A 14,815-nucleotide genomic window follows, 5' to 3' on the forward strand; every position below is an offset into this window, starting at 1 on the left:
ATTCCCCATCGACAAAGCCATATGCCAGTCCCGTGAACGACCGTGTATGACTGCAGTCGGAATCGACGGCGTCGAGATCTGGACCGGAAAGCTCAAGCTCGACCTGCCGGGCACGTTCGCGCCGGAGCAGGGCGACGACCCCGAGAAGTACACGAAGGGGCTCGGGCTCAACAACTCCTCGTTCCCCGACGTGTACGAGGACATCGTCACGATGGGCGCGAACGCCGCCAAGGGGCTGATGGACCGGAAGGGGCTCGAACCCGAGGACGTCGGCCGGATCGACGTCGCCACGGAGTCGGCGTTCGACCACTCGAAGCCGGTGTCGACGTACATCGCGGGCTGTCTCGAACAGGTGTACGACGGCGACTTCACCCACGCCAACAAGGGCGAGCGCAAGTTCGCCTGCCTCGCCGGCACGCAGGCGATAGACGACGCGTACAACTGGATCCGAGCGGGTCGGAACCGCGACCGACCGGCGATCGTCATCACGACCGACACGGCGCTGTACGCCCGCGGCGACCCCGGCGAGGCGACGCAGGGCGCCGGCGCCGTCGCGATGCTGATCGACGAGGACCCCTCGATCGTCGAACTCTCGGCCGACCAGGGGTACGGCTCGAAAGACGAGACGGACTTCCTCAAGCCGAACCAGCAGTTCCCCAGCGTCGACGGGAAGCGCTCGGTCCAGGTGTACCTCTCCCGGATGCGCGAGGCCCTGGAGGACTACGAGTCCGTCACCGACGACATCGAACTGGAGGACTTCGCGTACGCCCCGTTCCACACGCCGTTCCCCGGGATGGTCCGGAAGGCGGCGCTGTTAGCCTACCGGCACGTCATCCGTGACACCGACCACGAGGACGCGCTGGCCGCCGAGATCGGCCGTCAGCCGCGCGAGGACGAGTACGACGACCGCGAGGCCTACGAGGAGGCGATCCGCGGCTACATGGACGACCTGAAGACGACCGAGCAGTACCAGTCGTGGTACGACGCGGCCGTCGAGCCGACGCTCGGGCTCTCTCGGGAGGTCGGAAACTGGTACACCAGCTCCGTCCACATCGCCCGCGTGAGCGCCCTGCGGGACGCCCTGAGCCGCGACCGCGAGTTTGTCGACGAGACGCTGCTCGTCGCCTCCTACGGCTCCGGCGCGCAGGCCGAGATCCACGCCGAGACAATCCGCGAGGGGTGGCGCGCGGAGGTCGAGGCGCTCGACATCGACGCCCAGCTCGACGCCCGCTACGACCTGACGTGGGACGAGTACGAGGACGTCCACGACGTCCACGAGTACGACGCCGACCTCGGCCGCGAGGTCGAGGAGTTCACCCAGCCCGACGGGGAGTTCGTCTTCACCGGCTGGGGTCGGATGAACGAGCGGCAGTACGAGTACGTCGAGTAGCGGCGCGCGGCTCCGCACTCGGCCTCGTTCCGATCCGCGAGTCCTCCGCAGCGGCCCGCAGCACCGTGAAAACGGCTCACACGGGCCGTACGCGATACGATGGTTTTAAACGACACTGGCGTGAATCGAGACCCAATGGTAACCATCTACGACGTGCCGGCCGACGACCTCATCGAGGCCGTCGCCGCGCGACTCGAGGACCGCATCGACGAGCCCGACTGGGTGGAGTTCGCCAAGACCGGCGCCGGCAAGGAGCTCCCGCCGGAGCAGGACGACTTCTGGTACGTCCGCTCCGCGAGCCTCCTGCGGAAGGTCGCCCAGAACGAACCGATCGGCATCGAGCGGCTCGCGACCGAGTACGGCTCGAAGAAGCGCGGTTCGAACCGCTACGTCGTCCGCCCCCCGGAACACGAGGGCGGCTCCCGGAACCTCATCCGAACGGCCCTGCAGGCGCTCGAAGAGGAGGGGCTCGTCACCACCGCCTCCGGCGAGGGCCGCCGCCTCTCCGACGAGGGTGAGGCGTTCCTCTCGGAGGTCGCGACCGACGTCTTCGAGGACCTCGACCGGCCGGAACTCGAACGCTACGCGTAAGCCGTTTCTCTCGTTTCTGCCCGCGTAACTCCCTTAGCCACCGCTTTTCGCTCAATTTCGGGTCCGCTGCGCCGACCCCGCGAGCGATCGCTCCGACCGTCCGGTTCGCCCCCGATACGCGCCATACACTTGATACCGCTATATCGAATTGCGATCGGGCGGGTCCACACCCGACGCGCAGCCGCGCCGGTCGCGTCGTCGCGGGCGGGCGCCACCCGCCGACGCGTTCGTGACTCTCATCCCATCGCTCTCGCCGACGATCACTCCGCCGCTCTTTCTGACTCTCATCCCGCCGCTACCTTCTTGATCCCGCGCGTTAGAGTCCGTTTGTGAGTCGCGAATGACGGGATCGGGCGTCGGCACGGTCGAACGGATTCACGTCGCCCCGGGGACGGGCGGCGAGCCGGAGCCGCGGGAGGCGGTCGAGGCGGTCGCGGACCGCGGCCTCAGGGGCGACCGCTACTTTGACGGCGACGGGATCTACAACGAGCAGGCGGACCTGGAGCCGAGCGACGTGACGTTCATCGCGGCGGAGGCGCTCGCGGCCGCGGCCGAGGAGTACGGCGTCGACCTCGACGCGGGCGCCCACCGGCGCAACGTCACGACGCGCGGCGTCGCCCTCGACGAACTGATCGGCGAGCGGTTCCGGGTCGGCGAGGCGGTCGTCGAGGGGACGGGCCACTGCGAGCCGTGCGGCTACATGGCGGACCTCGCGGAGCAAGCGGACGCGGCGACCGCCCTCGACGGCCGCGGCGGGCTCGACGCCCGGATCGTCGAGTCGGGGACGATCGCGGTCGGCGACGAGATCGTCCGATAGGCACTCGACGGCGGCGGGAAAGAAACGAGGGCGGTGCGGCGTCGCGACCCGGGCTATCCCGTGTTCTTCATCCCGGCGGCGATGCCGTTGACCGTGAGCCGCAGGGTGCGCTCCTCCTCGTCGGTGCGGTGGGTGCGCCCGAGCAGGTTCGCCTGGAGGAGGTTCAGCGGGTCGACGTAGGGGTTCCGCCGGTCGAGGCTCTCTTCGAGCCACTCGCGGCGGAGCAGCTGGTCGCGGCCGCTGATCGCCAAGACCAGTTCGCGCCCGCGCTCGTACTCGGCGACCAGGTCGGGGAAGAAGCGCTCGCGGAGCTCGTCGTCGGCCAGGTCGGCGTACTCGGCCGCGATCTCCGGCTCGGTGCGCGCGAGCGCCAGCGAGGCGTTGTCGAGCGTCGTCCGGAAGAACGGCCACTCGTCGAACATCTCGCGGAGCGTCTCCATCCCCTCCTCCTCGCCGACCTCGTCGAGGTAGGCGTCGATGCCGGAGGCGATCGCGTACCAGCCGGGGAGGATGAGCCGGGTCTGGGTCCACGAGAACACCCACGGGATGGCGCGCAGGTCCTCGACGCTGCGCTCGCCCGACCGCGAGGCGGGCCGGGAGCCGAGGTTGAGGTCCTCGACGACGCTGATGGGCGTCGCCTGTTCGAAGTAGGAGACGAACCCGTCCGTGTTCAGCAGGTCGCGGTACGTCTCCCGCGCCGCGGGCGCCATGGTCTCCATCGCCTCGACCCAGCGGTCGGGCACGTCCTCGACCGGCTCCTCGTTCGCCTCCTTCCGGGCGCGGATCTGCGCGTCGAGCATCTGCTCCAGCTCGCGCTCGGCGATCCGCGGGTTGGCGTACTTTTCGGCGATGGCCTCGCCCTGCTCGGTGAACTTCACCTGCCCGGTGACGGTCTCGTTCGGGAGCGCGAGCAGCGCCTCGTTCATCGGGCCGCCGCCGCGCGAGATGGAGCCGCCGCGGCCGTGGAACAGCCGGAGCGTCACGTCCTCCTCGCGGCAGAACCGGGCGATCCGGCGCTGGTTCTCGTAGAGGTCCCAGTTCGCCGCGAGGAACCCGTTCTCCTTGTTGGAGTCGGAGTAGCCGAGCATGACCTCCTGGACCTCGCCGCGCGCTTCGAGCGCGGCCGCGTACGCCTCGTTCTCGAAGAGGGTGCCGAGGATGCGCTCGGCGCCGTTGAGCGCGGACTCGGTCTCCAGGAGCGGGACCACGTCGACCGCGCAGTGGTCGGGCAGGGAGACGACGCCGACTTGGTCGGCTAAGAAGAGCACCTCCAGCACGTGGCTCGGCTCCTCGGTCATCGAGATGCAGTAGGTGTCGATCGCCTGCTGGCCGTACTCCTCCTGCCACTCCGCGAACGACGCGAAGCGCCGCAGGACGCGCTCCGTCGTCTCGGAGACGTCGCCGGGCTCGTCGACGTCGACGACCGGCTCGCCTTGAAGGATCGCCTCGGTGAGGAAGTCGACGCGCTCGTCCTCGCTCATCCCCTCGTAGTCGACGCCCTCGACCGCGACCGCCTCGGCGACGGCCTCGGTGTGGTTCTCGCGGTGGTCGCGGAGGTCGAGCGACGCCAGCGTGAGCCCAAACGTGTCCACCTGCCTGCGGAACGGCTCGACGAAGGACTCCAGGACCGACTCCTGGCCGTCCTCGCGCAGCGACTCGGCGATGACGTCGAGGTCGTCCAGGAACGCGTCGCCGTCGGGGTACTCGCCCGGGCGCACGTCGTTGACGCGGTCCAGCCGCTCGCGCATCAGCCTGAGCTTCTGCCGGTACGGCTCGTCGGGGTAGCGCTCGCGCGCCTCCTTGACGACGGTGGGGAACCGCTCGGCGTCGGCGGCGAGCGACCGCGCCAGCGCGTCGCCCGCGGCGTAGCGCTCGCCGTCCTGGCTCAGCACGGCGGAGAGCCGCTTACACCGGTCGCGGTACTTCTCGACGGCGACCTCGCGCTGGCGTTCGAGCGTCTCGTCGGTCACCTCCGGCGTGACGAACGGGTTGCCGTCGCGGTCGGAGCCGGCCCACGAGCGGAACTCGAAGAGCTTCGGGCAGTCGACGTCGTCGTACTCCTTCGAGATGGTTTCCTCGAACTCCTCGTATGCGTCGCCGACCACGTCGAAGAGGGTGTTCTCGAGGTACCACTGGACGTTTCGCGCCTCGTCTTCCGGCTCGGGCGCGCGCTGGCGGACCTGTCGCGTGCCCCACAGGCTGGTCACCTCGGCGGTGACGTCGCGCCAGACGGCGCGGCGCTCGCGCTCGGTGAGGTTGCGCTCGTCGAGCTCGCCGAGGTGGTTCGCGATCGAGCGGAGCTTGGACTTCACCGTCGAGCGCCGGGCCTCCGTCGGGTGGGCGGTGAACGTCGGCTCGATGAGCACGTCGGCGAGCAGCTCCTCCAGCTCGTCGGCGTCGACGCCGGCCTCGGCGAACTCGGCGATCGTCGCGTCGAAGGAGTCGTGGAGGGCGCTCCCGTCGTCGGCGTTCCGGACCGCGCGGACCCGCTCGCGCTCCTCGGCGAGGTTGATCAGTTCGAAGTAGGTCGTGAACGCGCGGGCGACCACCTCCTCCCGCGTCGTCGAGAGGTCGCCGACCGCCTCGTGGAGGGCCGCCCGGTCCTCGGCGTCGCCGCGCCGGTAGTCGATCGCCGCGTTCCGAAGCGTCTCGACCGTCTCGTACGCCTCCGTCGACGCCTGCGCGGCCAGGACGTCTCCCACCAGCGCCCCGAGTTCCCGAACGTCCGTCCGCACGTCCCGATTGTGCAACTTCATACCACACATACTGCGGTCGCGGTCGGTTAAAACCGCGGTCTGGACGAATGCTTGCCTCGGTTCCGAGTTAATTCGATCACGAACGTTCCTGTTCGACTGCGGTCGCGGGGGCGCGGTCGGCGGAGTCCACGTCCGGAGCGCCGGCGACGACCGGCGACGGCGCCGATTCTCGCGCCGGTGGAGGGTTCGTCACCCTTTTTACCGATCCAACCTCAGGTGCGGGTATGAGTGCGTCCGACAAGTATCCGTCCGAGTCCGGGCGGCGACGCTTCGTGAAGGGCGTCGTCGGCGGCGCGGCCCTCGCGGGGGTCGGTGCGATGGGGTCGGCGACCGTGAACACCCTGACGACCGCCGGCGGGGTCGGCGGCGGGTCGACGGTCGCGAGGACCATCGCGCACACCGGCGGCCCGGCGCCCCGGGGGCTCCCGCAGATCCCCGTTCGGGTCACCGACGAGGGGTACATCGAGGGCATCTGGCCCGAGACGACTACCGTCACCCAGGAGGGACAGGAGATCGAGGTCGCCCAGGAAGAGCTCGGCGGCGTGACCTACTCCGGCGCGTGGTTCCAGTACTGCGGCGTCGAGTCGCAGGAGAACGTCCAGCCGAACTTCGAGTCGGACAACCTGTTCCGCGCGGCGAGCGGCCCGCCGTACGACTGGCAGTCGAACACCTACTCGGGCGGCGACCGGATCCACGTCGACGACTTCTCCGACTACGAGGAGTGGGGCAACGGGATCGGCAGCGCGGGCGTCGGCAAGCCCGCGTCGGTCACGTGGCGCTCCGAGGACGCCGACACGAACCTCAACGCGATCGTGCTCCGATCGCCCGAGATCGAGGAGGCGGCCCAGAACGACGAGTGGCTTCAGGCCTCCACCGACCAGGGGTTCATGGCGTACCTCAACGTCTGTACCCACTTCTGCTGTATCCCGGGGTACAAGGTGCTGGAGGAGTCCGCCCGCTACGACGCCGCCGACGGGACCTACTGCGTCTGCCACCAGTCGACGTACGACCCGTTCACCATCGAGGAGGCGCTGTTCATCGCCCGGCCTCGCCCCGAGGAGTAACGCCGCCTCCGCGTTCCGGCCTTCCTTCCGTCTCCCGCTCCGCGACCGAGAGTCCCGCCGCGCTTTTCACGTCGCTCGCCCGAGAGGACGACATGAGCGACGACCCCGCTTCCGACGACCCCGCTTCCGACGAGGCCGCCCGCGACGACCGATCCGCGGCTTCCGACGCGGCCGACGGCGACGACTTCGAGACGGAGATCGCCCGCGCCCGCGACCTCCTCGACGGCGACGACATCGACGCGGTCCACGTCGGCGTCGTCCGCGACGGCGAGGTCGACACCACGTTCGCCCAGCGCACCGACGACGACCCCGACGGCGCCGGCCTCCGCGCGCTCGCGCTGCTCGCCGCGCACGTCAGGCTGGTCGCGGGCGAGGCCGGCGTCGAGCCCTCCACCGTCGCCGGCGACGCCGCGACGCTCGCGGGGCAGGTGGAGCAGATCCCGGCCAGCACCGATCAGCTCCCCGACGAGTGACGCCGGCCGCGGGTCGAGTCAGGACTCGGTCGCGCGGATCCGGCGGAGCTGGTGAGCGACGCCGGCGAGCGCGACGAACAGGACCGCGAGGTTGAACACGGCGAGCGCGATCGGCTCGTAGGCCGGGTCCAGCCACGTGCGGATCGCGTCCCCGGACTGGGTGTAGAACCCCCAGCCGGCGACGACCGCGAGCAGCGACAGCGCCGCCAGCCCGACCCGGTCGAGCAGGCCGCGGAGGCCGCCCGTCGAGAGACCGCCGCCTCCCGGGGAGTCGACCGGGTCCGTCCAGTAGCTCCCCTCGTCGCGGTCGGGGTCCGGTTCCTCGCGGTCGGTGCGGTCGGCGTCCGTCGCCGTGCGCTCGGTCGCGTCGGTGTCGTCGGTCATGGGCTGTGGTGGGTCGCTCGTGTGGTCGCGGTCGCTGGCCGCCTCCTCGTCGCTCGGCTCCCCGCGCGGCGGGTCGTCCGTCATCGTCGCCTCCGCGCCGCCAGCGCCGCGACGACGAGCGCGACGAGCGCCGCGAGCGGACCGAAGCCGGGCGTCGCGTCGGCGCTGGCACCGTCGCCGCCCTCTCGGCGGGCGCCGTCGGCGCCGTCGCCGCCGACGTCGTCGCGCTCGAAGTCCTCGACGGAGAACGCCACGTCGCGGACCGTCTCGTTCGCGGTGATGGTCTCCCGCGGGTTCAGGTTCGCGACGCCCTGCGTCTCGTCGACGAGCACGTCGTCGTCGAACAGCGCGGCGTCGATGTAGTAGTTGTAGCCGTCGGGCACCTCGACGGTCGCCGTCACGGTGTCGGTGCGGCCGGGGCGGACGGTGCCGACCGTCTCCGTCGCCTCCGCGGCGATGACGTTCGACTCCGCCTGCCGGAGGTACAGCCGGAGGTCGACGTCATCGCTCGCCTCGTCGCCGCGGTTCGTCACCGACACCGACGCCGACAGCGTCGCGGTCCCGTCGCCGGCCTCGGCCACGCTCACGGCGACGGTCGGCCAGACGCTCCCGTCGGTGAACCCGACCTGCGTGTCGGCGTAGTCGGGCGTGAGCGCCGCGACGCCGGCGACGCGCGTGGTCTGCTGCTCGCGGCGCTGCCCGTCCGCGAAGACGACCGTCTCGATGCGGTAACCGCCCTCGCGCTCGACGGTGACGGTGCCGTTGACGGTGCGTTCCCCCTCGGCGTCGACGTCGCCGACCTCGACGGTCGTCTCGTCGACGAGGAGGCCGGACTCGGAACCGATCGCGCGGTGGCGGACGGTGACGTTCTCGACGGGCCCGCCGCGGTGGCGGAGGTCGGTGCCGAGCCGGAGCTCAGCGGTCTCGCCGCGCACCTCGCCGGGGGCGACCGTCGCGCCGGCGACGTCGATCCGCCCGGGCGGCTCGTCCGTCGCTCGGGGGTCGGTGAGGGCGTCGGGCGCGGCGACCGCGCCGACCGCGCCCGCGACGAGGAGCGCGGCGGCCGCCGCCAGGAGGGCCGTGCGGGTGTCCATGTGCGACCGGTTACGAGCCTGATATAAGTGCTTTGTCCAGCCGCCGACGGCCGCCGGGCGAAACCGGGGTCAGAGGACGCGATACCGCCCGTTCGACTCGGTGACCTCGCCGCGGCGCGTGAGACGGGTCAGGACCTCGCGGGCCGCGTCGGCGGGGACGCCGTCCCGCTCGGCGCGCTCCACGACCGCCGCCTCGGTGGGATCGTCGACGGCGTCGACCGCGTCGCGGACGACCTCGGTTCGGTTCCGCGACCCGCCCCCGCCGCCCTCGGCTCGCTCGCCGGCCGCGTCGACCGCGTCGGCGTCGAGCCCCGACGCTTCGAGGTACTCGCGGTCATCGATCCCCGCGTCCTCGACCGCGGCCTCCAGCTCCGAGACGTGGTCGACCTCCGCGAACGCCGCGCTGTCGCCGCGCTTCTTCGCGAGCAGTGCCGACCGCGCCTCCCGCGCGGCCGCGCGGTCCTCGGACTCGAAGAAGCGCTTGAGCTTGGCGGTACGGTGGGTCTTGCCGCACCGCGAGCACTGCGCGGTCTCGCTCGTCTCGGGGTCCGTGACCAGCCACATGTTGGCGCACTCGTTGCAGCCGACGACCGCGTACATGTCCCCGGATTCGACGGCCCCGAAGTTGAACCCTCGGTCCCAGAATACGACGCCGTCGTCGACTACACCATCACTGCCGTGGCGCGTGCCTCCGAGTGGCCGCCGAAGGCGGCCGCGAGGAGCACGCGCGAGGGAGTCGGCCGACCGAAGGGAGGCCGACGAGGCTGGGGAGGCGTGAGGCTGCGGTTGCGGTGCGGGGCGGGACTCAAAGGGGCAGCCGCGAGGGCGAAGCACGACGACGCAAGCACCGCAGGGAGCGAGCGGAGCGAGCGACTGAGGAGCGCAGCGAGTCGCGCGAGTCCTCGCGGCTGGGGCTTTGGAGGCGGTCGTCGCCGATCCGCTACCGGTCGTTTATAAGAGACCGACCGGAGATTCGGCGGTGTTCCACCCAGAGCGCTCAGTGGTCCGACCTCGTTAATTGTCGAGCGAAAATCGACCAGAAACCACTCCGTATCCCGCTTACTCGTCTAATTCGATCTCGTTCGCGGCCGCGAGGACCTCGTCGTGGAGGGCGCCGTTCGAGGCGACGAGGCCCGTCGAGTCGTGGCGCCAGCGCGCCCCGTCTAGGTCCGTCACGCGCCCCCCGGCCTGCCGAATGACGAACGCCCCGGCCACCGTGTCCCAGGGGTTCGCGGCGACGTTCGTGATCGTCCCCTCCAGCCCGCCGGCGGCGACGGTCGGGAGCACCACCTGCGCGGCGCCGAACCGGCGCATGTCGCCGAAGCGGGTGACGATCGCCTCGCAGGCGGCCGCGTACTCGTCGCGGGCGTCGTAGTCCCACCAGATAGTCGGGTCGACGGCGGCGCCGCGGGGGTCGGCCACGTCGCTCACCGCGATCGGCTCGCCGTTGCGGTACGCGCCCGTGGCGTCGGCGGTGTAGGTGTCGCCGAGCGCGGGCGCGACGATCGCCGCCGCCACCGGCTCGCCGTCGACGACGGCGGCGACCGCGGTGGCCCACACGCGCACGCCGCGGACGTAGTTGTTCGTCCCGTCGATGGGGTCGATCACCCACGCGGGACCCTCGTCGGGCACGGTCTTGCGCTCGTCCTCCTCCTCGCCGACGACCGCGTCGTCGGGGTACGACTCGCGGATCGACGCGATGACGGCGCGCTGGGCGGCGCGGTCGGCCTCCGTCACCACGTCGTCCTCGCCTTTCGTCTCCACCGCGATGTCGCTCCGGAAGTGCTCGTGCGCGACCGCGGCGCCCGCCTCCGCGGCGCGCTTCGCGACGGCCGCGCGCTCGGCGACGTCGTCCGCGCGGGCCGCGACGGGCGGCACGGACTCGTCGGCGCGTCCGGTCGCGTCGGCGTCGTGCTCGTCTGCGTCGGTCATGGCGTCGGTCGCACCTCCGGCCGCGTATAAACGTCGGTTCGGCCCGGGCGACGCCGCGGTATTAACTCAGTTTCGAATCCGAGTATCTTTAAGTGGATCGCCGCCGGTGGATCGCGCATGGAACCAGAGGAAGCGGTCCGTCAGCTCGAGTACACCATCGACGCCTCGCTCGACGAGATCGGTCAGCGCGCCGCCGCCGGCTACCGGCCCACTTTCGAACGCGTGGCCGAGCGCGGCGACGGAAGCGCGGTGTACGACCTCGCGGGTGAGCTCTCCGAGGAGGTCGTCGCCGGCTCCTGTCCGTCGCCGGCAGAGGCGAACGCGGTCGCCGAGCGCGTGCTCGACGACTGGGCGTACACCGACGGCGGGGGATAATAGCGAATAAGTCTAAGCTATATAAGAAACTGAATACAAATCAAAGAATCAGCCCGTCGTTATCGCCTGTTGAAATGACACACTGCTATGTAAATTCACGTTGGTGAATATATCTGAAATTTTGTGTTGAATACACCCGTTTCGCTAAGTAATATCAATAAAAATAGTGAGCCTACGCGAAAATTCAATATTTATTTTTGATGTTTGAGATTCCCTGTTGACGGGTTTTTGTATTGGAGAACAAACTCACCTCGGTGTAGGTTAAAATTCAGATACAGTACAGCTCTAACGACTGCTATTATACAACCCAATATAAATTAGACGCGACGGTCGGGTGAGTTTGATATTACAGCGTGTCAACCGACGCGGCCTTCAGAGTCAGGCTGACATCGCTCAGGTCCCTGTCACCATCCGTGTTGATGTGAATCCCGAAGTCGAACGACTCACCCGGACTCAGAGTGTAAATATCGCTACCCTCCTCGTAAGAGTCGTTGTTATCGATTACACTTGAACTAACGTACCGGTCGAACGCACTCTTCATTTCCGCTGCTGAGAAGGCATTGTAGGGACCCTCACCATTGAGATCATCAAGCCCACCTTGGCCAGGCCGGTAGAATGCAGTGAGACTGAATCCGTCAGGAGCGTACGTGGCCGCAGGCGACTCAGCCCCTCCAGGAATGTTGCTCGCGTAGAAGTCCACGAAGTCGCCTTCCTTGCCGTTGTACGGTGCGGAAGCAACGGGGTGATTTCCGTCAACCGTCACGGATTTCGGTGCGACATAAAAAATAGCGTCTTCCTTGCCCTGATTTTTCACACGGAAAACTTCCGAAAGGAACGTCCTAGCGTTCGTGTTCACGCCAGCTCCTCTTGACCCATCGCCGTCAAGTGCGACAGTGACTTCACCGTCTACTTCCGTAGCAAAGTTACTATGTTGGCCCACTGTGGGATCAACACCAACATACGCGTTGGCATCGTCAGCGACGTTTACTGACACGTTTCGTTCCGCACTCACACTTGTAAACGCGCCCGTACCCACAGCAGCCGCGCTTCCGGAAGCCAGTGCACCCGCGCCGATCAGGAATTTACGACGTTCCGTGGTTGTGTGTCCGCGACCGCGTTCGCGGGGGTCGTCCCGCGTCGGTCGCTTCACTTCTTCCATAGGTCCTATCCAATATCGTTATGACACGCTCGAAGTCTCGCAGGCGCCCCCGGAACGAGCCACGACTCCCCCTCGAATTGATACAAGCCCCGCCTGACGCGCGCTCGACGGACGCTCGATCCGAAGTCCCGTCGCCTCTCGGAAACAACACTAGAACCCGTTTCAAACCCCAAATTCGACGCTTCAAGCACCGCTTGACCGGGCCGAAATCGGCGACAGAACCGGCGAAAATCTATACCTATCAGATCAAGTACCGCCTCACTTTATGTAGGACGGTACACAGGTTAATGTTAACCGCCGAACAGGAGATCCGCCCACGGTCTCGGTCGGCGCGCGCCACACGATGCTCTCGACGACGCCGCTGGGAACGACGCGCGACGTATCGCTGCCCGACGAACAGATCTTCGAACTGCTCGCGAACCGCCGCCGGCGCTTCGCGATCCACGCGCTGAAACGCGCCGGGGAGCCGATGGACGTCGCGGACCTCTCGACGCGCATCACCGCGTGGGAGCGCGGCGTCGACCCCGAGACGATCGACTACGACGACCGCCGGAACGTCCACACGGTCCTCACGCGCACCCACCTGCCGAAGCTCGACGCACACGACGTGGTGGAGTACGACGACGAGGCGAAGGTGGTCGAGCCCACCCCGACGCTGGAGGACCTCGACGTGTACATCGAGGTGTTGCGCGGGCGCGAGATACCGTGGAGCCTCTACTACCTCGGGCTCGCGGTGCTCGCCGCGCTCGTCCAGGTCGCCGTCGCGGTCGAGGTGCCGGGCTTCGCCGCGCTCGACGGGACCGCCGTCGCCGTTTTCGCGGTCACCGTGTTCGCGGTCTCCGCCGCGCTCCACTACTACTACGGCGAGCGCGCTCGCTTGGGGAACTTGGAGAAGCCGCCCGAGTTGCGCGAGCGGGAGTAATCACCGACGTTTCGCGGTTGGGGAACCGTTTGCTCACCGCGCGAACGAGCGCTTTCGGCTTTGCCACTCGATGACCAAATTACCAGATGACGGCTACCCGACCATCCCCACTAAAGCCGCACAAAAAATAAAAATCGGCTAGACGGCGCTGGCGGAGACGCTCAGGCTCCCCGATATCTCGTCCGCCGTCGTGGCCTCTAACGCGTTGATGATAAACGAGAGGCCGATCGATTCGCCGGTATCCAACTGGGCGGTGAGGGTGCCCGTTATCGGGCTCGTCGCCAGTCCCTCCCGTGTACCGCTGCCGCCTCGGGAAGACTGCAACTCGAACGCGTACTCGGTATCGCCACTGATGTCAGCGTTTAACTCGAAGTCGAGGGTGACTGAGAGGTCTTGCGCTGACTGGTTCACGATAGCTAACGCCGATTCGAGCGAGTCTTGACCGCCGCTCATATCCGGCGGGTCGCCGTCCGTGACCACCGCGAACGTGTCCCCCGTGATACCGCCGACGTCGTCGTCTGAGACGAACGCTCCGAACTGGTAGACCGAACTGACGTTCACTCCGGGGTCCCCGTCACCGATCGAAATCGTCAGCTCGCCGTCGTCCGTCATCCGAACTCCGGCGATCGCTTCGTTGGCGACCAATCCGATCAACCCGTCACTGTCGTCGACGACTTCGATCTTCGCCTGCCGGGAGACTTCTGCGGCGCTGAACGCGCCGGTTCCGGAAGCGAACGCTCCCGTACCGACCAGCGCCCCCAGTCCGACGACGATCTCGCGTCGGTTCATGCTTGAATCTCCGTTGTGGAGTTACTGATCGGCGGTGTTGAAGTCGTCGTGGCTTCCCGCGCGGACGGTGAGTGTCCCACCGAGGTCGGCACCAGTGGCGGCATCGCCAACGACGACGAGGATGCTGACCTTGACGTCGGTCCCCGAATCGACGTCCGTCGAGTACTGGGTCTCGTCGGAGTAGATGATACTTGCTTCCCGCGCGTTAGGAGTCGCCGTCGCGACGAGGGCGCTCGTCTGCTCCGAGTCACCGCTCCCCTCCTCGTACTTCGAGACCATGTACACCTCAGCGTCCGACGGGAAACTGCTATTGGCCTCGAAAGTCACCTCTATCGCCTGATCAGATCCGGACTGGTTGAGCAGGCTGAACGCGTGGTTGCCTTCGATGTCACTGTTCGTGTCGATCGCTACGTCTTCGATCGTCGTCGGCAGCGTCGGGTTCCCGGGGACCTCGTCGAGGTTATCGATCCCTCCTAACCCGCCGACTTGGTACTTCGAGTTCGGGTTAACGCCCGTACCGTCACCGCTGTCTGGATTGAAGTCGATAGCGAGCTCGTTGCCATTGCTGCCCCCACCGTTGGAAACGAGCTCACTGTCGCCTGCCTGAAGTCCGATCAGACCGTTCGTGTCGTTCACGACACTGATGTTCGCTTCACGACCGCTGAGTTCCGCGGCCGTAAACGCGCCCGTCCCCATCGCAGCCGCTGCTCCCGAAGCCAATGCGCCCACTCCAACCACGAATTTGCGTCGGTCCATGTCGTATCTCACCTGTGTTCACGCACTCCCGCGACCCGCCGTCCGGGCCGGGAGTGCTTGGAAAACACATACGACGGGTGGTACTTCGTTATGAGATCCCCGTTGGACCCACCGGGGGATCCCGTTGGATCCATAGTTTCCGATCGTCGCCCCACACGCTCGCCTCGTTGCCACCGACGGGACAGTCCTGAACGCTTCGGCAGCACGTCTTCGACTCGAATCGACCGATTGCGCCGACCATCGGGGCCCGCCTGAAACCCGAGCGGAAACGGCTGTTCCGACGGTATACAGACCCAACCGCGGGTCAGGACTC

The 14,815-nt window shown here is 67.8% G+C and carries 15 protein-coding genes; 7 read left to right on the top strand and 8 right to left on the bottom strand.

Annotation, left to right across the window (positions count from 1 at the left end):
• Positions 1-46 precede the first annotated feature (46 nt).
• The 3 genes from hmgB to EXE48_RS06670 all read left to right on the top strand — a co-directional run bounded on the left by hmgB (position 47) and on the right by EXE48_RS06670 (position 2,798).
• On the top strand, positions 47-1,390 hold the full coding sequence (hmgB, locus tag EXE48_RS06660; RefSeq protein WP_053770597.1) for a hydroxymethylglutaryl-CoA synthase: 1,344 nt from the start codon (positions 47-49) through the stop codon (positions 1,388-1,390).
• 135 nt (positions 1,391-1,525) lie between these two features.
• Entirely contained in the window at positions 1,526-1,981 is a 456-nt protein-coding gene (locus tag EXE48_RS06665; RefSeq protein WP_053770598.1) for a 30S ribosomal protein S19e, read from the top strand.
• Positions 1,982-2,321: 340 nt separating this feature from the next.
• Entirely contained in the window at positions 2,322-2,798 is a 477-nt protein-coding gene (locus EXE48_RS06670; RefSeq protein WP_053770599.1) for an MOSC domain-containing protein, read from the top strand.
• 53 nt (positions 2,799-2,851) lie between these two features.
• Here EXE48_RS06670 and ppc read toward each other — a convergent pair whose 3' ends face one another.
• Positions 2,852-5,554 (bottom strand): phosphoenolpyruvate carboxylase, encoded by a 2,703-nt coding sequence (gene ppc, locus EXE48_RS06675; protein WP_053770600.1) that lies wholly within the window; start codon positions 5,552-5,554, stop codon positions 2,852-2,854.
• A gap of 224 nt (positions 5,555-5,778) precedes the next feature.
• Between ppc and EXE48_RS06680 the strand changes: the two genes are divergently transcribed.
• Entirely contained in the window at positions 5,779-6,618 is an 840-nt protein-coding gene (locus tag EXE48_RS06680) for a Rieske (2Fe-2S) protein (protein ID WP_053770601.1), read from the top strand.
• A 92-nt stretch (positions 6,619-6,710) separates the two neighbouring features.
• Positions 6,711-7,091 (top strand): DUF8113 family protein, encoded by a 381-nt coding sequence (locus tag EXE48_RS06685; RefSeq protein ID WP_053770602.1) that lies wholly within the window; start codon positions 6,711-6,713, stop codon positions 7,089-7,091.
• Positions 7,092-7,109: 18 nt separating this feature from the next.
• Here EXE48_RS06685 and EXE48_RS06690 read toward each other — a convergent pair whose 3' ends face one another.
• The 4 genes from EXE48_RS06690 to EXE48_RS06705 all read right to left on the bottom strand — a co-directional run bounded on the left by EXE48_RS06690 (position 7,110) and on the right by EXE48_RS06705 (position 10,501).
• Entirely contained in the window at positions 7,110-7,559 is a 450-nt protein-coding gene (locus EXE48_RS06690) for a DUF8060 family membrane protein (protein WP_053770603.1), read from the bottom strand.
• Positions 7,556-8,569, bottom strand: coding sequence for a DUF7490 domain-containing protein (locus tag EXE48_RS06695; protein WP_137705164.1), 1,014 nt, complete (start codon positions 8,567-8,569; stop codon positions 7,556-7,558). Before EXE48_RS06695 ends, EXE48_RS06690 begins: the two co-directional genes overlap by 4 nt.
• 69 nt (positions 8,570-8,638) lie before the next feature.
• A complete protein-coding gene (locus EXE48_RS06700) occupies positions 8,639-9,169 on the bottom strand; it encodes a DUF5817 domain-containing protein (protein ID WP_137705163.1) in 531 nt (176 codons plus the stop codon).
• Positions 9,170-9,628: 459 nt separating this feature from the next.
• Entirely contained in the window at positions 9,629-10,501 is an 873-nt protein-coding gene (locus EXE48_RS06705) for an inositol monophosphatase family protein (protein ID WP_137711024.1), read from the bottom strand.
• Between the two features lie 117 nt (positions 10,502-10,618).
• On the opposite strand from EXE48_RS06705, the gene EXE48_RS06710 reads away from it, so the two are divergent.
• On the top strand, positions 10,619-10,876 hold the full coding sequence (locus EXE48_RS06710; RefSeq protein WP_137711025.1) for a hypothetical protein: 258 nt from the start codon (positions 10,619-10,621) through the stop codon (positions 10,874-10,876).
• A gap of 346 nt (positions 10,877-11,222) precedes the next feature.
• Here the strand turns inward: EXE48_RS06710 and EXE48_RS06715 are convergent, their stop codons facing one another.
• Positions 11,223-11,870, bottom strand: coding sequence for a hypothetical protein (locus tag EXE48_RS06715; RefSeq protein ID WP_137711026.1), 648 nt, complete (start codon positions 11,868-11,870; stop codon positions 11,223-11,225).
• A 508-nt stretch (positions 11,871-12,378) separates the two neighbouring features.
• Here EXE48_RS06715 and EXE48_RS06720 point away from each other — a divergent pair.
• Positions 12,379-12,957: a DUF7344 domain-containing protein gene (locus EXE48_RS06720; protein ID WP_137711027.1), complete on the top strand. Its 579-nt coding sequence runs from the start codon at positions 12,379-12,381 to the stop codon at positions 12,955-12,957.
• A 138-nt stretch (positions 12,958-13,095) separates the two neighbouring features.
• Here EXE48_RS06720 and EXE48_RS06725 read toward each other — a convergent pair whose 3' ends face one another.
• Both EXE48_RS06725 and EXE48_RS19030 read right to left on the bottom strand, forming a co-directional pair.
• Entirely contained in the window at positions 13,096-13,746 is a 651-nt protein-coding gene (locus tag EXE48_RS06725; RefSeq protein WP_137711028.1) for a hypothetical protein, read from the bottom strand.
• 21 nt (positions 13,747-13,767) lie between these two features.
• Positions 13,768-14,502: a hypothetical protein gene (locus EXE48_RS19030; RefSeq protein ID WP_241991958.1), complete on the bottom strand. Its 735-nt coding sequence runs from the start codon at positions 14,500-14,502 to the stop codon at positions 13,768-13,770.
• Positions 14,503-14,815: the final 313 nt, after the last annotated feature.

Source organism: Halorubrum sp. ASP1 (genome assembly GCF_005435135.1).
GTDB lineage: Archaea > Halobacteriota > Halobacteria > Halobacteriales > Haloferacaceae > Halorubrum > Halorubrum tropicale.